At 71.8% G+C, this 23,128-nt stretch carries 21 protein-coding genes; 17 read left to right on the top strand and 4 right to left on the bottom strand.

Translation table 11 applies throughout. From position 1 onward, the window contains the following. Positions 1-24: 24 nt before the first annotated feature. Both ACFYZS_RS11375 and pucL read left to right on the top strand, forming a co-directional pair. A complete protein-coding gene (locus ACFYZS_RS11375; RefSeq protein WP_389009665.1) occupies positions 25-1,377 on the top strand; it encodes an aspartate aminotransferase family protein in 1,353 nt (450 codons plus the stop codon). A gap of 230 nt (positions 1,378-1,607) precedes the next feature. After that, on the top strand, positions 1,608-2,525 hold the full coding sequence (gene pucL, locus ACFYZS_RS11370; RefSeq protein WP_389009662.1) for a factor-independent urate hydroxylase: 918 nt from the start codon (positions 1,608-1,610) through the stop codon (positions 2,523-2,525). A 13-nt stretch (positions 2,526-2,538) separates the two neighbouring features. Here the strand turns inward: pucL and ACFYZS_RS11365 are convergent, their stop codons facing one another. After that, entirely contained in the window at positions 2,539-2,991 is a 453-nt protein-coding gene (locus ACFYZS_RS11365) for a histidine phosphatase family protein (protein WP_389009659.1), read from the bottom strand. Between the two features lie 189 nt (positions 2,992-3,180). On the opposite strand from ACFYZS_RS11365, the gene ACFYZS_RS11360 reads away from it, so the two are divergent. The 5 genes from ACFYZS_RS11360 to ACFYZS_RS11340 all read left to right on the top strand — a co-directional run bounded on the left by ACFYZS_RS11360 (position 3,181) and on the right by ACFYZS_RS11340 (position 5,773). After that, on the top strand, positions 3,181-3,393 hold the full coding sequence (locus tag ACFYZS_RS11360; RefSeq protein WP_030857499.1) for a CbtB-domain containing protein: 213 nt from the start codon (positions 3,181-3,183) through the stop codon (positions 3,391-3,393). Between the two features lie 30 nt (positions 3,394-3,423). Beyond that, positions 3,424-4,179, top strand: coding sequence for a CbtA family protein (locus tag ACFYZS_RS11355; protein ID WP_389009656.1), 756 nt, complete (start codon positions 3,424-3,426; stop codon positions 4,177-4,179). Positions 4,180-4,456: 277 nt separating this feature from the next. Further along, positions 4,457-5,038: a hypothetical protein gene (locus tag ACFYZS_RS11350; RefSeq protein ID WP_389009653.1), complete on the top strand. Its 582-nt coding sequence runs from the start codon at positions 4,457-4,459 to the stop codon at positions 5,036-5,038. Positions 5,039-5,151: 113 nt separating this feature from the next. Next, complete coding sequence (locus ACFYZS_RS11345; RefSeq protein WP_389009650.1) at positions 5,152-5,526, top strand: hypothetical protein; 375 nt, start codon at positions 5,152-5,154, stop codon at positions 5,524-5,526. Between the two features lie 58 nt (positions 5,527-5,584). Further along, complete coding sequence (locus ACFYZS_RS11340) at positions 5,585-5,773, top strand: hypothetical protein (protein ID WP_389009647.1); 189 nt, start codon at positions 5,585-5,587, stop codon at positions 5,771-5,773. A 65-nt stretch (positions 5,774-5,838) separates the two neighbouring features. Here the strand turns inward: ACFYZS_RS11340 and ACFYZS_RS11335 are convergent, their stop codons facing one another. Next, on the bottom strand, positions 5,839-6,243 hold the full coding sequence (locus ACFYZS_RS11335; RefSeq protein ID WP_389009644.1) for a hypothetical protein: 405 nt from the start codon (positions 6,241-6,243) through the stop codon (positions 5,839-5,841). A gap of 139 nt (positions 6,244-6,382) precedes the next feature. Between ACFYZS_RS11335 and ACFYZS_RS11330 the strand changes: the two genes are divergently transcribed. From ACFYZS_RS11330 to ACFYZS_RS11315, 4 genes are all read left to right on the top strand, one after another. After that, complete coding sequence (locus tag ACFYZS_RS11330; RefSeq protein WP_389009641.1) at positions 6,383-7,210, top strand: hypothetical protein; 828 nt, start codon at positions 6,383-6,385, stop codon at positions 7,208-7,210. A gap of 120 nt (positions 7,211-7,330) precedes the next feature. Then, a complete protein-coding gene (locus ACFYZS_RS11325; protein WP_389009638.1) occupies positions 7,331-9,328 on the top strand; it encodes an FUSC family protein in 1,998 nt (665 codons plus the stop codon). A gap of 91 nt (positions 9,329-9,419) precedes the next feature. Continuing rightward, positions 9,420-10,142, top strand: coding sequence for a hypothetical protein (locus ACFYZS_RS11320; RefSeq protein WP_389009635.1), 723 nt, complete (start codon positions 9,420-9,422; stop codon positions 10,140-10,142). 16 nt (positions 10,143-10,158) lie between these two features. Continuing rightward, positions 10,159-11,442, top strand: coding sequence for a sensor histidine kinase (locus tag ACFYZS_RS11315; protein WP_389009632.1), 1,284 nt, complete (start codon positions 10,159-10,161; stop codon positions 11,440-11,442). A 148-nt stretch (positions 11,443-11,590) separates the two neighbouring features. Here the strand turns inward: ACFYZS_RS11315 and ACFYZS_RS11310 are convergent, their stop codons facing one another. Continuing rightward, complete coding sequence (locus tag ACFYZS_RS11310; protein WP_389009629.1) at positions 11,591-13,684, bottom strand: PhoX family protein; 2,094 nt, start codon at positions 13,682-13,684, stop codon at positions 11,591-11,593. A 353-nt stretch (positions 13,685-14,037) separates the two neighbouring features. Here ACFYZS_RS11310 and ACFYZS_RS11305 point away from each other — a divergent pair, with 353 nt between their 5' ends. Further along, positions 14,038-15,615 (top strand): VWA domain-containing protein, encoded by a 1,578-nt coding sequence (locus ACFYZS_RS11305; RefSeq protein ID WP_389009626.1) that lies wholly within the window; start codon positions 14,038-14,040, stop codon positions 15,613-15,615. A gap of 76 nt (positions 15,616-15,691) precedes the next feature. Here the strand turns inward: ACFYZS_RS11305 and aspS are convergent, their stop codons facing one another. Beyond that, positions 15,692-17,509, bottom strand: a complete 1,818-nt coding sequence (gene aspS, locus ACFYZS_RS11300) for an aspartate--tRNA ligase (RefSeq protein ID WP_389009623.1) — start codon at positions 17,507-17,509, stop codon at positions 15,692-15,694. A gap of 136 nt (positions 17,510-17,645) precedes the next feature. On the opposite strand from aspS, the gene ACFYZS_RS11295 reads away from it, so the two are divergent. From ACFYZS_RS11295 to ACFYZS_RS11275, 5 genes are all read left to right on the top strand, one after another. After that, entirely contained in the window at positions 17,646-19,793 is a 2,148-nt protein-coding gene (locus tag ACFYZS_RS11295; RefSeq protein WP_389010267.1) for a SpoIIE family protein phosphatase, read from the top strand. 46 nt (positions 19,794-19,839) lie between these two features. Continuing rightward, positions 19,840-20,883 (top strand): AI-2E family transporter, encoded by a 1,044-nt coding sequence (locus ACFYZS_RS11290; RefSeq protein WP_389010264.1) that lies wholly within the window; start codon positions 19,840-19,842, stop codon positions 20,881-20,883. Between the two features lie 322 nt (positions 20,884-21,205). Beyond that, entirely contained in the window at positions 21,206-21,517 is a 312-nt protein-coding gene (locus ACFYZS_RS11285; protein WP_389009620.1) for a hypothetical protein, read from the top strand. A 120-nt stretch (positions 21,518-21,637) separates the two neighbouring features. Beyond that, positions 21,638-22,600, top strand: a complete 963-nt coding sequence (locus ACFYZS_RS11280) for a hypothetical protein (RefSeq protein WP_389009617.1) — start codon at positions 21,638-21,640, stop codon at positions 22,598-22,600. Beyond that, the gene (locus tag ACFYZS_RS11275; RefSeq protein WP_389009614.1) at positions 22,597-23,124 is read left to right on the top strand and encodes a hypothetical protein; all 528 of its coding nucleotides are present in this window, start codon (positions 22,597-22,599) and stop codon (positions 23,122-23,124) included. The genes ACFYZS_RS11280 and ACFYZS_RS11275 overlap by 4 nt, the downstream gene beginning before the upstream one ends. The last annotated feature ends 4 nt before the right edge of the window (positions 23,125-23,128 follow it).

Genomic DNA, 23,128 nt, shown 5'->3' with positions numbered 1-23,128 from the left:
ATCATGGACAACTACGCTCGGGACATGAACGCAGAAGCCGCCGACGCGCTCGCCGCCGTGAAAGACGCCGACCGGAAGCACGTTTTCCATTCCTGGTCGGCGCAGGAGCTCATCGACCCGCTCGCCGTGGCCGGGGCCGAGGGCTCGTACTTCTGGGACTACCAGGGCAACCGCTTCCTCGACTTCTCCAGCGCCCTCGTCTACACGAACATCGGCTACCAGCACCCCAAGGTGACCGCGGCCATCCAGGAGCAGGCGGCCAAGCTCTGCACCGTCGCGCCGGGCTTCGCCGTCGACGTCCGCTCGGAGGCGGCCCGGCTGATCGCCGAGCGCACGCCCGGCGACCTCGACAAGATCTTCTTCACCAACGCGGGCGCCGAGGCCGTCGAGAACGCCGTACGGATGGCGCGGCTGCACACCGGCCGGCCCAAGGTGCTCTCCGCGTACCGCTCCTACCACGGGGCCACCTCCACGGCGATCAACCTGACCGGTGACGCCCGCCGCTTCGGCAACGACAGCGCGACCGCCGGTGTCGTGCACTTCTGGGGGCCGTTCACCTACCGCTCGCCGTTCTACTCGGCCACCGAGGCCGAGGAGTGCGAGCGCGCGCTGCGCCACCTCGAGGACACGATCGTCTTCGAGGGCCCGCAGTCCATCGCCGCGATCATCCTGGAGACCGTCGGCGGCGCTCCCGGTGTGCTCGTCCACCCGGAGGGCTACCTCGCCGGGGTACGCGAGCTCTGCGACCGCTTCGGCATCGTCTTCATCCTCGACGAGATCATGGTCGGCTTCGGGCGCACCGGAAAGTGGTTCGCCTCCGAGCACTGGGACGTCACCCCCGACCTGATCTGCTTCGCCAAGGGCGTGACCAGCGGATACGTACCGCTGGGCGGGGTCGCCATCTCGGCGGCCATCGCCGAGACCTTCGCCCGCCGGCCCTACCCGGGCGGGCTGACGTACTCCGGGCACGTGCTGGCCTGCGGGGCCGCCGTCGCGACGATCAACGTCATGGAGGAGGAGGGCATCGTCGAGCAGTCCGCCCGCACCGGCGCGGAGCTGCTGGGTCCGGGTCTGCGCGCCCTCGCCGCGAAGCACCCGTCGGTCGGGGAGGTCCGCGGCCTCGGCACGTTCTGGGCCCTGGAACTCGTACGGGATCCGCGGACGCGCGAACCGCTCGTCCCGTACAACGCCTCGGGGGCGGACAACGCGCCGATGGCCGAGTTCGGGGCCGCCTGCAAGAAGGGCGGGCTGTGGCCGCTGATCGCCGGCAACCGCATCCACGTCGCCCCGCCCTGCAACATCGCCCCCGAGGACGTGGCCAAGGGCCTGCAGATCCTCGACGAGGCCCTCTCCGTCGCGGACGCACACATGTCCTGACCTGCACCGATACACGGTCGCCCAATCCGTGGGTGCCTGTCTTGGACGTTCCGCGCCATTCCGAACACCACGTGAACGTGCTGGAATCCGAGAGAGCACCTACGGACCGGGATGCACGTCAGTCCCGGGGCGGTCCTCCGTGACCGAACGGCGGGGAGCGGGCCGACCGCTGGACGCCGGGCGTACGGGATCCAGTCAGTCGGACTCCGTGTACCCGAAGGAAGACAGCCATGAGCAAGCACGTCCTCGCGCAGAACCAGTACGGCAAGGCCGAGAACCGCATCGTCAAGGTCACCCGCAAGGGGGCCGACGGATCGTGGCACGAGATCCGCGACCTGAACGTCTCGGTCGCGCTCCGCGGCGAGTTCCGCGACGTCCACCTGACCGGCGACAACGCCAACTGCCTGCCGACCGACACCACCAAGAACACGGTGTACGCCTTCGGCAAGGAGCACGGCATCGCCTCGCCCGAGGCCTTCGGCATCCTGCTCGCCAAGCACTTCGTCTCCTCCCAGTCGCCGATCCGCGAGGCGCAGATCCGGATCGAGGAGTACGCCTGGGAGCGGATCCCGGTCCCGACGCGCAAGGAGCAGCACTCCTTCGTCCGCAAGGGCCAGGAGGTGCGCACGGCGCAGATCACGTACAGCGAGACGACCGGCCTCCAGGTCATCTCGGGTCTGAAGGACCTGACCGTGATGAACTCGACGAACTCCGAGTTCCACGGCTACATCAAGGACAAGTACACGACGCTGAAGGAGGCGTACGACCGGATCCTGGCGACCAAGGTCACCGCGCGCTGGGCGCACTCGGCGCTGGCCGCCGACGACGCCGCGTTCGACTGGGACCAGTCGTACAAGAAGGTCCGCAAGAACATGCTGGAGGCCTTCGCGGAGACCTACTCGTACTCGCTCCAGCAGACCCTGAACCAGATGGCCGAACGGGTGCTCGACAACTGCCCGCGGGTCAACGAGGTGCGCCTCAACCTCCCCAACAAGCACCACTTCCTGGTCGACCTGGAGCCCTTCGGCCTCAAGAACGACAACGAGGTCTACTTCGCGGCGGACCGGATGTACGGCCTGATCGAGGGCACCGTCCACCGCGACGGCGTGCAGCCGGTGATCGCGACGAGCGACTGGATCGTCGCGTAGCGGCACGACACCCCTAGATGTCGAGCGGTCGGCCGAGCTGGAGGTTCCACCGGCCGAGCCGCCCGCTGAGGGTGGTCACCGTGTCCGGCCGTACGTCGAGGCGCCAGAAGGCGGCGGCCGGCAGCTCCAGCGCGTGCACCACGCCTGCCCGGACGACGGCCTGGTCGACCACGGCGCGATGCGTGCCGGGGGCCAGCCCGGCGAGGGCGGCGCCGACGCGGGCGATCAGCTCGGTGACGGACTCCCCGCCGGGCGGTGCGTAGTCGGGGTCGGTCAGCCATCGCTGTACGGCTGCCGGATCCTCGGCGGAGACCTCGTCCAGGGTCCGGCCCGCCCATTCCCCGGCGTCCGGGCCGCGCAGGCCCTCGTGGCCGGTGCAGGGGGCTCCCTGGCCGAAACGGATCTGTCGTGAGGCGGCGTCGAACGGACGTGTCACGAACTGAACTCGTACCACGGCACTCTTCATAAGGGGAGCGTAAACGCGGTACGGTCTCGGACGACAACCAAAAAAAGACGACGGTATGACGGAAGTACCGGTGAAAATCCGGCACGGTCGCGCCACTGTGAATCCTCCCGGAGGGGGAGGAAAGTCAGACCCGCCATGTCGTCGCGAGCACCACTGACCGGGACGCGTGTTCCCTCTGGAGGTACTGCCATGGCTCACTCCGCCGTGCCCACGACGGCCCCTGCCGTCGCCCCGATTTCGCTCTCCGCGCTCGCCCCCTGGGCCGTTTTCGTCGGCGTCCTGATGCTGGTCCTGCTCTACCTCGTCGGTGCCGAGCAGGGCGCCACCGCGCTCTTCGAGGGCGACACCGTCCACGAGTGGATGCACGACGGCCGCCACCTCCTCGGCTTCCCCTGCCACTGATCTCCACCTCCGCAAGGGAAGTACCGAACCATGAACCCCATCTCCCCCCGCGTCCTGCTGGTCCGGGGCATGCTGGCGGGTCTGCTCGCAGGCCTGGCCGCCTTCCTCGTCGCCTACGTCCTCGGTGAGTCCAAGGTCGACGCGGCCATCGCCATCGAAGAGGCGGGCCACGCCGCCCACGACCACGGCGAGGAGGCGGCCCCGGTCAGCCGGGCCCTCCAGGCCACGGCCGGCCTCGGCACCGGCACGCTCCTCTACGGGATCGCGCTCGGCGGCATCGCCGCGCTCGTCTTCTGCTACGCCCTGGGCCGCATCGGCCGCTTCGGCCCGCGGGTCACGGCCCTGCTGGTCTCGGGCGGCCTGTTCGTCGCCCTCAACCTCGTGCCGTTCCTCAAGTACCCCTCCAACCCGCCGGCCGTCGGAGACCCCGACACCGTCGTCCGGAGGACCACCCTCTACATCCTGATGATCGCGTTGAGCGTGCTGCTGTCCTCGGCGGCGCTCATCCTGGGCCGGCGTCTGGCACCCAAGCTCGGCAACTGGAACGCCTCGATCGTCGCCTCGGTGGCCTTCGTCGCGGCGGTCGCCATCGCCTACGCGTCCCTGCCCGGCATCAACGAGGTCCCGGCGGACTTCCCGGCCGCCCTGATCTGGCAGTTCCGCCTCGCCACCCTGGCCATCCAGGCCGTGATGTGGACGACCTTCGGCCTGGCCTTCGGCGTCCTCGCCGAACGCTCCCTCGTCCCGGTCGCCGCGCCCCAGCAGACGGCACAGCCCGCGAGCTGACACCGCGCCCGGCATCCCACGGCCCTGACCGCCCCCGGCGGCCGGGGCCGCGGTCATTTCCGCGGTCCACCCGTTCGGTCGTATCGTGCGCAATCCACGGAATGGCGGTGGCTCACCCGTCGCCAGCTGGGAAGACATCCTGCGCGGGGTACCGACACGCCTGTGACGTGATGTCACCCTTCGGCGTTGTAAGCGGTACTGACGGGCACGGAGGGGGTCCACTGCTCTCAGGAGACCCGGCCGCCGGAGCCGGGGGATCGGACCAGGAGGGAATTCCATGCCCCGCGCCAAGTGGGTGGTCGGCGTGCTGACGGTGGCTCTGCTGGGAGCCGGCGTAGGGATGCTGCGGAGCACCGAGGGTGCCCGTCCCGCGGCGGCCACCGCCGCCGACGCGCTGCCCTCGCGCGCGCTGGGCCTGTCCGGCCACCGCCGGCTCGTCGAGCAGCTGGAGCACGCCGGGCAGCACGCACCGGGCAAGGGGGCCCGGCCCTCACGGGCCGTCGCCATCACACCTCTGCGAATCTCGCGACCGCTGCGGCTGCACATCCCGAGCCTGGGCGTCGACCTGCCGCTGGGCGGGGACGCGGAAGAGGCCGCCTGGGACCACGACAGCCCCGCCCCGGGCTCGGCCGGCACCGCCGTGATCACCGCCGCCGATCTGCGCCTCGCCGAGCTGCGACGGGGGCTGACCGTCGAGATCGCACGCGCGGACCGCCGCACCGCCGTGTTCACCGTCGACCGGGTGTCGCCCGCCGGGGTCAGCGGTCGCGGGCAGCGGCCCGGGCGCGCCCAACTGCGGCTGGTCAGCGGTGAGACCACCGTCCTGGCCCGGCTGACCGGGCAGCGCCGCACCGGCTGAGCCGGCAACCATCGCGGCTCCCTGTCAGCCGAGGGGGGTGTCTTCGTCCCCCGGTCGGGGGCTTCTGGGGCCCGGTCGGGGAGTTGTCCGGCGTGTCGGGGCAGACCCCTCGCATGAGCGGGACGCGGTACGCACGCACGGCACTGGGCAGGGCCCTTTCGGCGGCCTGTGTCGTGCTGCTGTGCCTGTTCGCCTCCGGTCCCGCCGTCACGACGGCCGCAGCGGCCGCCGCCGCGGTCGAACGCACCGCCTCGGGCGCGCCGAGCGAGCCGGGCACCCCCGCCGAGGGGGAGTCCGATCCGGCCGCGGAACCCGAAGTGCGGGCCGCCGTACGGCTCGTCGTGCGCGGGCTGCCAGGAGTACGGCAGCTGCCGCGGCCCGTGTTTCACGTGAAACACCCCGGTCAGGCCGTACGGACCGACGGGTACGGGACGGACGGGCCGATGCTGTCCGCGTGGACGGAGCGGAGTGTGGTCCTGCGCTGCTGAGTGGGCCGAGCAGCAGCGCACACCCCCACACACCCCCCGAACACCGTGAGGTTCCGGCATGCCCATCGACCCGTACGCCGCCCTGAACGCCATGCTCCGCGCCGAGGTCACCCGCTACACCCCGACGGCCCCGAAGCCCCCTGGGCGCGGGACCGAGGGTGAGGACACCTCAGCCGTCCCCGCCCCCGCCGCCGCGGTGGCCGCGACGGCGGCGGTGAAGGGCTCCGAGACCCGCTCCGAGGGCTGAGCCCGCGGACACGGGCGGGCGCCGGTCTCCCGTGGGGGACCGGCGCCCGCCGTGGCTCTTCCGGCTCAGGGCTCGCGTTGGTAGTAGCGGTAGAACGCCGCCAGCCCGATACCGATGCCGGTGATGAAGCCGACCCAGCACGAGCGGAGGATGGAGTGGTCGGCCAGGCTGTACAGGTAGCCCACCGCGATACCGCCGAACGCGCCGTACGCAGCGCCGTGCAGCTCCCTCATCAACCGCGGGCCTACGCGGGCGAGGGTGTACATGATGCCGGCGAAGACGAGGCCGCACAGGATCCCGTAGAAGACGTTGCCCACGTCGACCGGTCCCATCTGGCGCTTCAAGAAGGCCGCCCAGACGCCGTAGACCAGTCCGAGGAGCAGCGCCCGCACCAGCGGGCCCTTGCTCACGTTCTCCATGCCGGTCGTCCGCAGGTGCCGCCCGGGGGCGGTGGGTGCCGCATGTGCCATGACAGGGCTCCTCTCTCCCATCATCCAGGGCACACCCGCCACCCCCGACCGGCAAGTGGATCAGTGGATCGGCGGTCGCGGCCACCCGCCCGCAGCAGCACCGCTCGCGCCGCCCGCCACCGCGGCTTTCCCTGGTGACGTGCGCACCTTCCTCTCGGCGGTACTCATCGTGCTGGTGGCCCTCCTGGTGCCTGCCGGGGCCGTCGCGTACTGGGCGGACCACGAGCTGGGCGACGCCGACCGGTACACCGCGGCGATGTCCCCGCTGGCCGAGGATCCGGCCGTGCAGGGCGTCGTCGTCACCCAGGCGAGCCGCGCCCTCGCCGGGCAGATCGACGCCGGCCCCTTCCAGGGCGGGGTCGACGCCCTGCTCGGCGAGGCCCTGCGCTCCTTCGCCGGCACGCCGGCCTACCGCACCGCCTGGGACGCGGCCAACCGCGCCGCGCACGCCGCGTTCCTCAAGGCGCTCACCACCGGTGACGGCGACGCCGTCGCCATCGACCTCGCCCCCGTGATCGAACAGGTCAAAGGGGACCTCGTCGCCGACGGCGTGCCGTTCGCCGACCGGATCCCGGTGACCCACGTATCGGTGAAGGTCATGGAGTACGACAACCTCGGCGCACTCCGGAAGGGCTTCCGCATGCTGCAGATCGCCGGCGTCTGGCTCCCCGTGCTGATCGTGGTGCTCGCCGCGACGGCGATCGCCGTCGCCGTCCACCGGCGCCGCGCCGTGATCGCCACCGGGCTGGGGGTCGCCGTCGGCGCGGTACTGCTGTGGATCGCCGTGGCCGTCTGCCGCCGGCTCACCCTCGACGACCTGCCGGCCGACATCGACCGGGCGGCCGCCGCCGCGGTGTACGACGCACTCACCGCGTTCCTGCGCACCACCGCCTGGGTGGTGCTGGCGATCGGGCTCGCCGCCGCGCTCGCCGCCTGGCTGACGGGCCGACTACGCCGCACCCCATAAGCTCGGAAGGTACCGGCACGCGCAGAACGCCCCGGAAGAGGACGAGAAGAACCCAAGAAGAACGCAAGACCCAGGAACAGCGCAGAAGAACCGATTCACGAGCGGCCGCACGGAAGCTGAATGAGCACCGAACGCACCGAACACATACCCTCCGGGCGCCCCCGGCACCATCCGCTGGCTCCGCCCGCCTGGCTGCTCAAGGGACTGCGGCCCAGCACCGCCCCGATCCCCTGGGCGGCGGCCGCGCGCGCCGGCATCGCGATGGCCGCCCCGCTCGCCGTCGGCTTCGCACTGAACGAGCCCGAGTACGGGGCCCTCGTCTCGATGGGCGCCCTGTCCGGGGTCATCGGCGACACCGCCGACGCCTACCGGATGCGCGTCCTGAACATCGCCGTGCCCCAGCTCTTCGGCGCGGTCGGAGTGGCCCTGGGCACCTTGGTCTTCGGTCACGGCTGGCTCGCCGTCGGCGCACTCACCCTGATCGCCCTCGTCTCCGGGATGATCTCCTCGATCGGCACAGTCGCGTCCGTGTCCGGACTGCTGCTGCTCCTCAACGCCGTGGTCGGCGCCGGCCTGCCCCTCCCCCAGCCCTGGTGGACGGCCCCTCTACTGCTCAGCGCGGGCGGGCTGTTCGTCCTCCTGCTGACCCTGCTGGGCTGGCCGCTGCGCGGGCGGCAGCCGGAGCGCGCCGCCGTGGCGGCCACCTACCGTGCGCTCGCCGACGCACTCGAAGCCGCGGGCGGACCGGACTACGACGAGCGCCGCCGAGACGTCACGCACGCCCTCAACCAGGCCTACGACCTGGTCCTGGGCCGCCGCGCCCGGGTGCACGGCCGCAGCCCCGCGCTCGTACGGATGCTGGCCCAGCTGAACGTGGTGATCCCGCTGGTGGAGGCCGCCCCCGCCATGCACCTGCGGGGCAAGGCGCTGCCGCCCGAGATCCCCGCGACCGTACGGGACCTGGCCCGGGCCGTGGAACAAGGCCGCACCGGGAAGCCCGTACTGGACCTGCCCGAGCCGCACACCCCCGCCGAACGGGCCCTCGACGCGGCCCTGCGGCACGCCGCGGCCATCGTGCACGTGCCCGAGCCGGACCTGCACAACGTCGACGACCGGCTCGGCCGGCCCGCCGCGCTGACGGTCCGCGCCCGGCGGGCCGTGCGCGACATGATGATGTCCAGCGCCTCTTGGCGGTACGGGCTGCGCCTGGCCCTGTGCATCGGGCTCGCCCAGACACTGGTCTCCGTGGTGCCGGTCGAGCGGTCCTACTGGGTCGCGCTGACCGTCACCTTCGTCCTCAAGCCCGACTTCGGCTCGGTGTTCTCCCGGGCCGTGCTGCGCGCCCTGGGCACGGCGGCCGGGCTGGTCATCGCCGCCGCCGTGCTCGCCGAAGTACCGCGCGGCTGGTGGGACGTGCCGGTGATGGTGGTGCTCGGCGCCCTCATCCCCGCGTTCTCCGCCAAGGGGTACGCCTTCCAGACCGCCGCGATCACCCCGGTCATCCTGCTGCTCTCGGACCTCCTCAACCACCAGGGCTTCGACCTGATCCGGCCCCGGCTGCTGGACAGCCTGATCGGCTGCGCCATCACCCTGCTCGCCGGCTATCTGCTGTGGCCCGAGAGCTGGCACACCCGGATCGGCGACCGGCTCGCCGACACCGTGGACGACGCGGCCCGGTACGTGGAACGGGCCTTCGGAAGCCATCCCGAGACGGAAGCCGGGCAGCGGGCGGCGCGGACCGCGCGCCTGCAGGCGCGGCGGCGGATCTACCGCGAGATGTCGGGCGTACGCAACGAGTTCCAGCGGGCGCTGACCGAGCCGCCGCCGACGGGGGCGCGGGCCGCCGCATGGTGGCCGCTGGTGGTGGCCGTCGAACGGATCGTGGACGCGACCACCGCCGCACGGGTCCGGGTCAACCACGGCGCCGAAGGCCCCCGCTCCGAGGAAGTGGAGATCGTCATCGCCGATCTGCGGGCCCTCGCCGAGGGGGTGCGCAGAGTGAGGACCCCGGCCCAGCTGCACCCCGCGGCGCTGCCGCCCGGGGACGAGAGCTCCGTCCTGGCCCCGGTGCGCCACGAGCTCGCCGCGGCCCGCGCGATCGCCGCCGACGAGCACTGACGCGGGACCGCCCTCCCCGGCCCGGTCCCGCGCGTCGCCCGAATGGCCCCGGGGCCGGGCCCGACCGGCCCCGGCGGGAGAGCATCGGTGCATGAGGCCCCTCTCCCGGCGCGGCCGCGCGGCGGCCCCGGTCCTCGCCGCCGTTCTCGCGGCGGCGGCCGGGTGTGCCGACGTGGACGGGCTGCGCGACGACGGCGACCTGGGCACGGTGCACGCCCCGCAGTCCCTGTGGGCGGACATCCACCCGGAGCCGCCCGGCCCGGGCCAGAAGCCCGGCACGGCCGCCGTGATCCCGGGGCTGCCCAAGGTCGCGGGCCTCAGCATGCGGGGCGTGAACGCGGTGGAGGTCGTACGGGCCGACATCACCGCGGCTACCGCCCAGGACGAGGGGACCGGGCGGCTCGTCGACCCCCGGGCGATGCAGCGGCTCGCGCTGTGTACACAGGCTGTGGACGGAGGTCCGGACTGCCCGGTGCGGCCCGCCGTCCTGCACGACGTGACGGGCAACGGCCGCGAGGAACTGATCACCGCCCTGGACATCGACGGCCGGGTCAGCGAACTGCGCGTCTACACCGTCCAGGACGACGGGTCGATCGCCCGGATCCTGTCCCGGCGCGGGGTGCTGGAGGGCGTGGAGGTGGCCGCCGAACACCTTGCGGTCCGCGAGCCGACCTCCAACCCGGAGAAGGTCTCCGTCTCCGACTACGTGTGGGACCCCAAGGCCGGGATCATGAACCTGTCGCAGCTCACCCTCGACGAGTGCCCGGGCACGAAGGGCAGCTCCACCCCGTGCGCCTCCGCGAGCCGGGGCTGAGAGGGGGCGGGCGGCCATGCGGGTGACGAGCAGTCTGCGCTGGAAGATCGCCCTGACCACCACGGCCGTGTGCTGCGCCGTCGCCGCGGTCCTCGGGATCCTCGTGCACAACGTGGTCGCCCGGCAGATCGTCGGGGAGGTCCGCAAGGACGCGGACCGGGACCTGGACTACGCCCTCGCCCAGTACCAGTACGGCACCTCCCACGGCGACGTGAACGTCGCCCTGGACCCGCCCGGACTTCCCGCACCGCTGCGCGCGCTCGTGGCCCGCGGACGCACCGGCAGCATGGTCGGAGAGCACGCCGGCAAACCCGTCATGTGGGCCGCCGCACCCGCCGATGACCAGGCCCTCGCCGTCTGGCTCCCGTACGAGAGCACGCGCCACCGGCTGCGGGACATCGACACCGCGATCCTCGCCTCCGCCGCGCTCGCCGCCGGAGTCGTGGCACTGGCCGGCCTGTTCCTCGCCAACCGCATCAGCCGCCGGCTGGCCACCACGGCCGCCGTGGCCCGGCGGATCAGCGCCGGGGACCTGGACGCGCGCGTGGGGTTCCCCACCGAACAGGACGGCACGGACGGCCCGGCCGAAGACGGCGGCCGGCGACGGCCGCGCTACCGCGACGAGGTCCGCGACGTCGCGCAGGCACTCGACTTGATGGCCCGGTCCCTCCAGGAGCGGATCGAGGCGGAGAAGCGGTTCACCGCGGACGTCGCGCACGAGCTGCGCACCCCGCTCACCGGCTCGCTGGCCGCGGCCGCCCTGCTGCCGGAGGGACGCCCCAAGGAGATGATCAACGACCGGCTCAAGGCCCTGCACCTGCTCACCGAGGACCTGCTGGAGATCTCCCGGCTGGAATCGGGCGTCGAGCACGCCGACCTGGCCCGGGTGGAGCTCGGTGAGGCGGTACGGCGAGCCGTCGCGGCGACCCGCCTGGAGGCTTCCGTACGGATCGTGCGCGACGCGGTGGTGCTCACCGACCGGCGGCGGCTGGACCGGATCCTGGCCAATCTGCTGGTCAACGCCGACAAGCACGGGGAACCGCCGGTCGAGGTGACCGTGGAGGGCCCGGTGGTGGTCGTGCGCGACCAAGGGCCCGGCTACCCGCCCGAGCTGATCGAGCAGGGGCCGCAGCGGTTCCGCACCGGGGACCCGGGCCGCGGGCGCGGCCACGGGCTGGGCCTGACCATCGTGGTCGGCCAGGCGGCGGTCCTGGAGATCGCGCTGAGCTTCGCCAACGCACCGGGCGGCGGGGCGGTGACCACGCTCAGGCTGCCGGTCGGACGGCTGGTGGACGACTGAAGGACGGCTGAAGGCGAAGGGTGTTTCACGTGAAACACCCATGGGCGGACGGCGTTTCGGCCCCCGGCCACCGCCGGGAGGTCCCCGAATGAAACGCCGTCCGCCCTGCTGGATTCAACCGATCAACGGATCGTGCCCGAGGGCCCGGTCAGACGCCGATGTTCTTGCCGTCCTTGCGCCAGACGGACACGACCGCCGGGCGGACGATCTTGCCGGGGCCGTCGGGCCACACCGACTGGGGCTTCTCGACGGACGCGCCGTCGATCTCGCCCGGGTGCTGGACGGCGACCAGGACGCGCTTGTCCTGGACCAGCGGGCCGCAGGTCTCGGCGCCGCGGGGAACGGTCAGGAACTGCTTCAGCTCACCGCGGCGCTCGCCGGCGGTGGCGACACCGAACAGGCCGTCGTGGGAGCCGAGCTGGTTGCCGTCCGTGGAGATCCACAGGTTGCCGTGCGGGTCGAAGGTCACGTTGTCCGGGCAGGAGATCGGGCTGACCTTCTCCTTCGGGAAACCGGCGAAGAAGGTGGCCGGGTCCTTCGGGTCGCCGGCGACCAGGAACAGGCGCCAGGCGAAGCCGTCACCGGCCGGGTCGTCGAAGTTCTCGGCGAGCTCCAGGATCTGGCCGTGCTTGTTCGCGTTGCGCGGGTTCGCCTCGTCCGCCCCGGCCTTGCCGGCCTTGCCGCGGTCGCTGTTGTTGGTGAGGACGACGTACACGCGGCCGGTGCGCGGCGAGGGCTCGATGTCCTCGGGGCGGTCCATCTTGGTGGCGCCCACCTTGTCGCCGGCCTCACGCGTGAAGACGGCCACCTCTTCGGCGGTCATGCCCTCGACATGCGAGACGTTGCCGGAGGGGGAGGAGGTGAGGAGCTTGATCCACACGCCGGAGCCGTCGAACTGGCCGTCGGAGGGGAGCTTGCCGGTGCCGTCGAACTCGGCGGCCGGGGAGTCGCCGGTCAGCTTGGCGACGTAGAGGGTGCCCTCGTCGAGCAGCGTGAGGTTGTGCTCCTTCGCCGCGCGCGAGTTGCCCTTCTTCATCTGCTTCGAGGAGACGAACTTGTAGAAGTAGTCGAACTTCTCGTCGTCGCCCATGTAGACGACCGGGCGGCCGTCCTCGGTCAGGCGGGGCTGGGCGCCCTCGTGCTTGAAGCGGCCCAGCGCGGTGCGCTTGCGCGGGGTGGAGTGCGGGTCGTACGGGTCGAGCTCGACGACCCAGCCGAAGCGGTGCGACTCGTTGGGCTCCTGGAGCACGTCGAAGCGCTTGTCGAACCGCTCCCACTTGCGCTCGGTGGCGCCGGCGGTCACGCCGTAGCGCTTCAGGCGGGCGGCCTCCTTGGGGTCGGTGACCTGGCCGGCGTTGGCGAAGTACTGGTTGAAGTTCTCCTCGCCGTGCAGCGTGGTGCCCCACGGGGTGGTGCCGCCGGAGCAGTTGTTGAGCGTGCCGAGGACCTTGGTGCCGGTCGCGTCGACGGAGGTCTTCACCAGGGCGCTGCCCGCGGCCGGGCCGGTGAGCTTGAACTCGCTGGTCGCGGTGAGGCGGCGGTTCAGCTGGTGGCGGTTGACCGCGGTCAGCTTGCCGCTGCGGTGGTCCTCCTGGACGACGACGATGCCGAGACCGTGCGCGGCCCAGGCGATCTCGACCTGCTCGCGGGTCGGGTTCGCCGGGTCGTAGCCCTTGAACATGAGGATCTCGTCGGTGTACTCGTGGTTGGCCACGAGGAGCTGCTGGCGCTCGTAGTCACCGCCGAGCGGAAGCAGCGAGAGGAAGTCGTTGTTGTAGCCGAACTGACCGGCCTGGGCGGCGGCGGTCTGCTTGTCGGCGTTGAAGCCGGGAGCACCCTTGACGATGGGCTCGCCCCAGCGGATGACCACGTTCTGCTCATAGCCCTCGGGGACGGTGACCCGGTCGTCGGTGTTCGGCGCGACGGGCTTGAAGCGCAGACCACGGGCGCCGGCGGCGTCGGCGGCGGCGCCCTGCGCGTCGGCGGCGGGGGCGGCGGTGGCCGAGGAGCCGTTGCTGCCGAGGGTGATCGCGGTACCGGCGGCGGACGCGACCGTGACGACGGCGGCGGAGCGCAGCATCGAGCGGCGCGAGTAGGCGCGGGCGATGACGTCGCCGACGTACTCGTTGTCGCTCTTGTTCGGCACCTCGTGGAAGCAGGCGTCGCCGCAGCGGTAGCGGCAGGTGAGGGCGGAACGGCCGCCCCCATGCGGGTTGCCTATGAGCGGCAGGAGCTTGCGCACGAGTGTCCTCCGTAGATGCACGGGTGCCGACAGCATGTCGGTCGAATCCAGCCGTGACGGTAGGCGCGGGTTGCGCCGAAGCGGCGGCGGTGGAATGAACGCCCGGTGAACCGGGCACGTCGGTGCGGGAGTTCGGCAAGATGGGGTGTGTGCTGGTTGGGCCGGGCGCCACGAAGGGCGCCCCTGCCGAAGTTCCAGCCAAGCGGCCGATAACCTTACGTGTCCACTCTGGGCAGGGATCAACCGCGCAGCACGGACAAATGACGCACGCACTCATGCGAAAGGCCTGGCCCATGGGTATTCGGAGCTTGTTGCGCAAGGTGTTCGGACGGTCTGCCGAGCCGGTTCCGGAGATGACGGACGCCACTTCGGCCGCCGTCCCGAGCCAGGCGGAACGGACCCCCCTGGACGTGGCGGCCGAGCTGGTCGCCGCCTCCTTCGACAATCCGACGGTTCCCCCGCAGTCCGCTCCGCGGGACCGTGAACCGGGGACCCTTCTCACCGCCCCGGCGCCGGACCCCACGGTCCCGGAGGCACGGCGCCCCCAGCCGGAGACACCGGCCGCCGAGGCGAAGCCCGCGGCCGCGGTAGAGGCCGAGGTAGAGGTAGAGGCAGAGGCCGTCGCGGCAGAGGTTGCGGCGGAACCCGAGGCCGAGCCCGAGGCTCAGGTTGTGACCGAGCCCGAGGCCGAGGTTGCGGCCGAGGCAGAGGTTGCGGCCGAGCCCGCGGCCGAGGCAGAGCCCGAGGCCGAGGTTGCGGCCGAGGCAGAGCCCGAGATTGCGGCCGAGGTGGTCGCGGCCGAGGCCGAGACTCCCGAGGTGGCGCCGGTGGCCGAGGCGGTCGCCCCCGCCGTGACGGAGCCCGAGGTGCGACCCGAACCCGAGGTCGTCGTGGAGCCCTTGGCGGCCGAGGCGCAGGCCCCGGCGGCGGAGCCGGTCGCCGAAGCGACCGAGCCCGCGGCGGAGGTCGAGGTCGTGGCCGAGCCCACGGCCGTGGTCGCGGTCGAGGTCGTCGCCGAGGTCGAGCCGGTGGCCGAGGTGATCGTCGAGGCCGAACCCGAGGTCGTCGCCGAGCCCGAGGTCGTCGCCGAGATCGTCGCCGAACCCGTCGCGGAGCCGGTCGTCGAGGTCGCCAAGGTCGTCGCCGAGACCGAGCCCCAGCCGGTCGTCGAGGTCGTCGCCGAGCCGGAGCCCGAGCCGGTGGCCGAAGTCGTCGCCGAGACCGAGCCCGCCGTCGTCGTCGCCGACGTCGAGAGCCCCGTCGAGACCGACGGGCCCGCCCATGCGCTCGCCGACGTGAAGCGGAAGGCTCCCGGGGTGGCCGCGGCCTACAAGGCCGCCGGGCAGGTGCTCCGGGGCAAGGGCAAGGCCGGTGCGCGGGCCAAGGTGTACCTGGTCCTGGACCGGTCCGGGTCGATGCGTCCGTTCTACAAGGACGGCAGCGCCCAGCACCTCGCGGACCACGCCCTCGCCCTCGCCGCGCACCTCGACGACGAGGCGACCGTGCACACCGTGTTCTTCTCCACGGACGTGGACGGCACCGCCGACCTCGCCCTCGAGGCCCACGACGACGCCTGGGTCGAAGCCCGCCACGCCGAACTCGGCCGCCTGGGCCGCACCAGCTACCACGTGGCCGTGGAGGCCGTCGTCGAGCGGTACCAGAAGGACGGCGGCGAGGGCCCGGCCCTCGTCGTGTTCCAGACCGACGGCGCCCCCGACAGCGTCCGGCCCGCCAAGCAGGCCCTCGCCGACGCCGCGGCCTCCGCACCCGGCGTGTACTGGCAGTTCGTCGCCTTCGGCGACCACGACGCCAAGGCCTTCGACTTCCTGCGCAAGCTGGACGCCGAGAACGCCGGCTTCTTCCACGCCGGCCCGGCCCCCGTGGAACTGACCTCTGCCGCGCTGGCCAAGGGACTGCTCCAGAGCTTCTGAGCCCCGTGGCCGCACCCACAGGACGAAGGGCCCGGGATCCATCGGATCCCGGGCCCTTCGTCTCACCTACGGGCGATTACCGCGCGGCGTCAGGGTGGACGGCCTCCGCGATCGGCTTGGCGTCGGCGGCCTTCGTCTCCACCGGCTTGCGCAGCGCGATGTTCAGCTCGCGCAGGCGGGACTCCTCCAGGACCGTGGGCGCACCCATCATCAGGTCCTGCGCGTTGCCGTTCAGCGGGAAGGCGATGGTCTCGCGGATGTTCGGCTCGTCGGCGAGCAGCATCACGATGCGGTCGACGCCCGGGGCGATGCCGCCGTGCGGCGGGGCGCCGAGACGGAAGGCGCGCAGCATGCCGGCGAACTCGCGCTCGACGGTCTCGGCCTCGTAACCCGCGATCTCGAAGGCCTTCAGCATGACCTCGGGCTCGTGGTTGCGGATGGCGCCGGAGGACAGCTCGATGCCGTTGCAGACGATGTCGTACTGCCAGGCCAGGATGTCGAGCGGGTCCTTCTCCTCCAGGTCCTTCATACCGCCCTGCGGCATGGAGAAGGGGTTGTGCGAGAAGTCGATCTTGCCGGTCTCCTCGTCCTTCTCGTACATCGGGAAGTCGACGATCCAGCAGAACCGGAAGACGTTCTCCTCGAACTGGCCGGCGCGCTTGGCGGCCTCGACCCGGACCGGGCCCATGATCTTGGAGACCTCGTCGAACTCGCCCGCGCCGAAGAAGACGGCGTGGCCCGGGACCAGGCCCAGGCGCTCGGTGAGGACCTTGACGTTCTCCTCGGTGAGGAACTTGGCGATCGGGCCGGTCAGCGAACCGTCCTCGCCCACGCGGACCCACGCCAGGCCCTTGGCGCCGAGCGAGATCGCGTACTCGCCGAGGCCGTCGAAGAACTTGCGCGGCTGCGCGGCGGTGTCCGGGACGGCCAGCGCACGCACGTGCTTGCCGGCGAACGCCTTGAACTCCGAGCCCTCGAAGACGTCGGTGATGTCGACGAGCTCCAGCTTGGCGCGCAGGTCGGGCTTGTCGTTGCCGTACTTCAGCATCGACTCGCGGAACGGGATCCGCGGGAACGGCGAGGTGACCTCGCGGCCGTTGCCGAACTCGGTGAAGAGCTCGGTCATCAGGCGCTCGATCGGCTGGAAGACGTCCTCCTGCTCGACGAACGACATCTCGACGTCGAGCTGGTAGAACTCGCCCGGCGAGCGGTCGGCGCGGGCGTCCTCGTCGCGGAAGCACGGCGCGATCTGGAAGTACCGGTCGAAGCCCGAGATCATCAGCAGCTGCTTGAACTGCTGCGGGGCCTGCGGCAGGGCGTAGAACTTGCCCGGGTTCAGGCGGGAGGGGACGACGAAGTCACGGGCGCCCTCGGGGGAGGTCGCGGTGAGGATCGGGGTCGCCATCTCGTTGAAGCCGAGGGCCACCATCTTGGAGCGGATGGCCGCGATGACGGCCGAGCGCAGCATGATGTTGCGGTGCATGCGCTCGCGGCGCAGGTCGAGGAAGCGGTACTCCAGGCGCCGCTCCTCGTTCACACCGTCGTCGGTGTTGATCGTGAAGGGCAGCGGGGCGGCCGCGCCGAGCACCTCGACCTCGACGGCCTCGATCTCGATCTCGCCGGTGGGCAGGTCGGCGTTGACGTTCTCGGCGCCGCGCGAGACGACCTTGCCGTCGACGCGGACGACGGTCTCCTTGGAGAGCTTGTCCAGGACGGCGGCCGCGGCGGTGCCGGGGCGGGCCACGAGCTGCGTGATGCCGTAGTGGTCGCGCAGATCGATGAAGAGGATGCCGCCCAGGTCTCGACGGTTGTGCAGCCAGCCGCTCAGCCGGACGTCGGCGTTGACGTCAGAGGCGCGGAGCTCGCCGCAGGTGTGGGACCTGTACCGATGCATCAGTCATCCAGTTCTTCGCGATACCAGGGTGGATTCAACCCTCACAAGGTTACCGTCCGGGCAGGGGACCGTGCTGGCGTGCCCGGCGGCCGCCGTGAACAGGCACGCCGGGGGGATGACCTGTAAAGATGACCGGGTGCGCACCGAGGACGTCCTGGCCGCCATCGCGACGGGCCTGTGGCGGTGGGACAACGCCTCCGGGACGGTCACACTCGACAGCGAGGCCGCCCGGCTGCTCGGGCTGCCCGCGGAGCCCGTCGTACTGCCGGAGGTCGTCGTACGGTCGCGCTTTCACCCGGTGGACTGGAACGAGATCAACGGAATCGTCAACCTCGCGGTGGCCGAGGACACCCTCGCCGAGGCCCGGCTGCGGATCATGGACGAGGACGGGCGGGTGCTGCGGACCGTACGCAGCCGCTCCAAGCCCGTGGAGAACCGGTCCGCCGAGGGGCACGTCGACTACGAGCTGATCGGCACGATCCAGGAGATCGCCGAACCGCAGCCCGGCACCACCGCCGCGCACACCCCGATCACCGGCGACTGGCGGCGCTCCCGCGAGGCCTTCCTGCTGGACGCGGGGCGCGCGCTCGCCGAGGCCCGGTCGACGGCCGAGGTGCTGCGGGTCGCCGCCTCGCTGTCGATGCCCGGCTTCAGCCCCGACGGGCTGGCGGTCTTCGGGGTGGCCGGGGACCGGCTGTCGATCATCGGGCACCACGGGCACGGTCCGGGGGACGAGGCCCCCTTCTCGGACATGCGGTTGGACACGGACTACCCGGCCGCCGAGGTCGTCCGTACGGGACGGGCGATCTACCTCCCCTCCCCCGAGGACTACAAACGGCGGTTCCCGGCCACCTGGCCGCTCGCCCAGCGCTTCGGCCGGGCCTCCTGGGCCTTCCTCCCCCTGATCGTCGCCGGGCGCACCATGGGCGCCTGGATGGCCGCGTTCAGGCACCCGGTGTCCTTCTCCCCGGACGAGCGGTCGGTCCTGACCACGGTGGCCCGGATGCTCGCCCAGGCCCTCCAGCGGGCCGGCGTGGCCGAATCCGAGCGGGAACTCACCTCCGACCTCCAACGGTCGATGATGCCCATGCTGGGCCCCGACATCCCGGGCATGCGGATCGCCGCGCGGTACGTCCCGACCGGCGGCGGGCTGGAGGTCGGCGGCGACTGGTACGACATGATCCCGCTCCCGTCGGGACGGTTCGCGCTGGTCATCGGGGACGTCCAGGGGCACGACGTACGGGCCGCCGGGCTGATGGGCCAGCTGCGGATCGCGGTGCGCGCGTACGCCTCCGAGGGGCACCGGCCGGACGCGGTGCTCTCCCGCGCCTCCCGCTTCCTGGCCGGCATCACCGACTCGTACGAGGAGTCCGACTTCCGCAGCCCGCGCTTCGCCACCTGCCTGTACGTGGAGTGCGACCCGGCGACGGGACTGCTGGAGGTGGCCCGCGCCGGCCACCCCGACCCGGTGATCCGCATGACGGACGGCACGGTGCTGATGCGCCCGACCGCCGGGGGCCTCCCGCTCGGCATCGTCCCCGACACGGACTACCCGACGACGCGGTTCACGCTGGAGCCCGGCGAGACGATGATGCTCTGCACGGACGGGCTCATCGAGACCGGCGGGCACGACCTGGACACGGGGTGGGCGCGGCTGCGGGCGATCCTCGAGTCCGAGACGCACGAACAGGACGCGATCCACGGCTCCGACGGCCTGGAGAAGCTGGCCGACCTGCTGGTCCAGGCCGTACACGGGCCCTCCTCGCACCACACCACCGGCCCGCTGGCCGACCGGCGCGAGGACGACATAGCCGTCGTCCTGCTGTGCCGGGAGGGCGCCGACCGCGGCCGCGGGACCCCGCCGGAGCACCCGGTACGGCCGGCGCGCCGCACGATGCTGACCGTGGCGCAGGCGGAGCCCGAGCGGATCGCGGGCGCGCGCCGGCAGATCCGGGAGCTGCTGCACGACTGGGCGGACGCGGAACAGGTGGACTCGGCGGTGCTCATGGTCTCCGAGATGGTCACGAACGTCCTCGTGCACACGGACGGCGACGCGCTGCTGGTCGCGGAGGCGATCGGCGAGCTGGGGGCGCGGCGGCTGCGCATCGAGGTGGCGGACGCCAGCGACGAGCTGCCGCACAAGCGGCACCCGGGCGAGATGGCGTCGAGCGGCCGGGGCGTCCTGCTGATGGAGATGCTGGCGGACACCTGGGGCGTGGACCCGCGCGGCGAGGGCAAGTCGATCTGGTTCGAGATGGTCGAGCAGGCGAAGGACGACGGCTAGCGCGTGCGGCGGCGCCACGGGAGCGCCGTGGTTGGATGCACGGGTGCTGACTCTGCTCCCCCCGCCGGTCAGGCGGCTGGCCGCCTGGTGCGTGGTCGCCCTGCTCGTCACCGGCGTGGTCGCCGTCGGCGTGTGGCTGTGCATCACCTTCAAGACCGCCGTCACCCCCGTCCTGCTCGCCCTGCTCGGAGTGGCCCTGCTCGGGCCGATGCACCGGCGCCTCGTACGGATGGGGATGCACCGCTCCCTCGCCGCCGCGCTCACCTGCCTCGGCGTGATCGCGGTCTTCGGCGGGGCCGGGTACGTGGTCGTGCACGCCCTGATCAGCACCGGCGACCAGATCCTCGGCTCCCTCACGCGGGCCGGGCAGGACCTCGCCGAGCGCTTCGGGCCCGCCGGGACCTCCCTGGAGGACCTGGCCAAGAACGCCAAGGAACTGCTGTCGAAGTTCGGCGGTACGGCCGCCTCCGGCGTCATCACCGGCATCAGCGTCGTCGGAGAGCTGCTCGCCACCGCCGTGCTCGCCCTCCTCCTGATGTTCTTCTTCCTGCGCGACTCGCACCGCGCGGCAGGCACCCTGCGCTCCCTCGCACCCCGCGCCGCCGGCGACACCGTCGAGGCGATGGCCCGCCGCGCCTTCGAGGCCGTCGAGGGCTTCATGCGCGGCACCACCTTCATCGCCCTGATCGACGCCGTGTGCATCACGGTCGGTCTGCTCGTGCTCCGGGTCCCCGGGGCCGTCGGCCTCGGCGCCCTGGTGTTCGTCGGCGCGTACATCCCGTACCTGGGCGCCTTCATCTCCGGCTCGGTGGCCGTCCTCGTCGCCTTCGCCGAGCGGGGATGGATCATCGGACTGTGGACCGTGGGCGTGGTGCTCGCCGTGCAGGTACTGGAGGGCCACATCCTGCAGCCCGTGATCCAGAGCCGGACCGTCCAGATGCACCCCGCCGTGGTCATGCTCGCCATCACCGCCGGAGCCAGCGTCGCCGGAGTCATCGGCATGCTGCTGTCCGTACCGCTGACCGCCGCCGCGTTCGGCGTGGTGTCGGAGATCCGCGGACGCTACGCGGGGGCCGCGCGCGCCGAGTAGCGATGTTTTCCGGACAACCGTGAAACGGTCCCTGATCATCCGATCGCGGAGGAGGGAAGGCGGCCGTTTTACGGCAACCGTCCTCTCCTGCGCATTTCCGGAAATGGATCGGTCACGTCCGTGCGAACGGCGCCCGCGCGCCCCCGGAACACATTCAGCCGCTCTCGCCCGCAGCCCTGGAACCCACTGGTACGGAATTCGTCTTCGTGCCATCGTCTTTCACCGGACCGGGGGGACCAGCTCAGCGCTCGTGGCTCAAACGGGCGCGGCAATTCCTCTCGGCTGCACGAACGATCTGTCGGCTCATCGAGAGGATGACAACGTGCGTCGCAAGGCAGTCCAGTTCCTGGCCATCGCCCTTTCCACCGCCGCGTTCGGCATCGGGGCGGCCACCGCCGCCCACGCCGGCGACTACAACACCGACGGGGTGCGCATCCGCCAGACCCCGTACACGAGCGACAACCGCATCAACGGTCTCGGCTACCGCAGCCAGACGATCACGCCCATCTGCTTCACGGAGGGCACGACCGTCAGCAACAACCCGTACTGGACCAAGCACAAGAACAACAACACCGGTGTGGTCGGGTTCGCCTCGGAGACGCTGCTGAACAAGATCGCGCAGACGTACTGCTGACGGCCGACAGCCGCATGTGATCAGGCCACAGGCACCTGGTGCCGGGACCGCTGGAATCGGTCCCGGCACCGGGCTTGCCCGGCAGTTTAGGGCCACCCGCACACCACGGAAAGGTCGATCGTGCCGCGCTCCAACCGGTCCTCCCGCCGCCCCCTCCGACCCCGCGGGCCCCTCGGCGCACTGCCGCTCGGCGCCCTGCTCCTCACCGCCGCCCTGACCGCCTGCACGGGCGGGTCCGCGGGCTCCGGTGACGGCGGCAAGACGGGCGCGGCCTCCCTGCCCGGCGCGGAACCCAAGGTGAGCATCACGCCGCAGGCGGATCCCGTGCACGCCGGACTCCCGCTCGACGCCTACGCGTTCGACAAGGAGCAGCTGAAAGTCATGCAGCAGGCGCAGGACATTCTCACGGACGCGTGCATGCACCGGCTCGGATTCGCGGCGTTCAAGAACTCGAATACGTACGCCAATACCGGCGGCGAACGCGGAAGTACCGGAATCGGCCTGGTCGACGCGGAATACGCGAAGAAATTCGGCTACCGGACGGGCGGCGCCTCGCCGGACCGCCCGAGGGACACGAAGAAGCAGGACCCGAACGAGACGGCGGCCCTTTACGGTCCGCAGGACGGCGCACCCGCGCAGCCCGGCGCCCCGGAGGGCGGCTGCTCGGGCGAGGCGACGCGCAAGCTGTACCCGCAGAGCGGCAAGGCCGGCACGAAACTGCTCGACGAGCTGACCCAGCAGAGCAACGACCGGGCGCGCGGCGACAGTCGGGTCGTGGCCGCCATCGGCCAGTGGAGCACCTGCATGCGGGACGCCGGATTCCAGGTGAAGACCCCCTGGGAGCTCCAGGACATGGAGGGCACCCGGTGGACCGGGCCGGTGACCTCCGAGGAGATCACCGCCGCCACCACGGACGTGTCCTGCAAGCAGAAGAGCAAGCTGACCGACACCTGGACGGCCGTGCTGACGGCCTACCAGAACACCGCCGTGGAGGAGAACAAGGACGGACTCGGGCAGGAGAAGAAGAACCTGGCCGAGCAGGTGAAGACCGCGGGGAAGGTCCTCAAGGACGGTACGGCGTGACCCGCCCGGCTGCCGTCGCGGCCCTCTGCGCGGCGCTGGCCCTCGCCGCCACCGGCTGCGTCGGGTCCGCCGGCGGAACCCCTCCGCGGGCCACGCCCTCCTCGGACGGGAACGGGCTGGTCGAGCCGACCTCCGACGTCCGCCAGGCGTACGAGGCGTACTGGACCTCCTGGCTGGCGGCCGGCCGGCAGGCCGACCCCGCCGATCCGAGCCTCGAACAGATCGCCGCCGGTGCCCAGTTGGACAGCATGCGCGCCATGCTCAAGCACTTCGGCGAGGGCGGGAAGGTACTGCGCGGCGAGGTCGGCCACCGGATCGACGGCATGAACGTCTCCGGCGAGCAGAGCCGCGTGGTCCAGGACTGCGTGGACCTCGACCGCTGGCTCATCTACGACCGCGCGAGCGGTACCCCGACCGACCAGTTGCGGGACAAGCCCTCCCAGTTGTCCGCGTTCACCCTCGTCCGCGAGCGGCTGGGCGCGCCCTGGAAGGTCACGTCGGTCTCGGTGCTCGGCGACTGCTGAGCGC

Source organism: Streptomyces sp. NPDC001903 (genome assembly GCF_042891345.1).
Lineage (GTDB): Bacteria > Actinomycetota > Actinomycetes > Streptomycetales > Streptomycetaceae > Streptomyces.
This window is presented reverse-complemented; position numbering and strand designations above follow the sequence as displayed.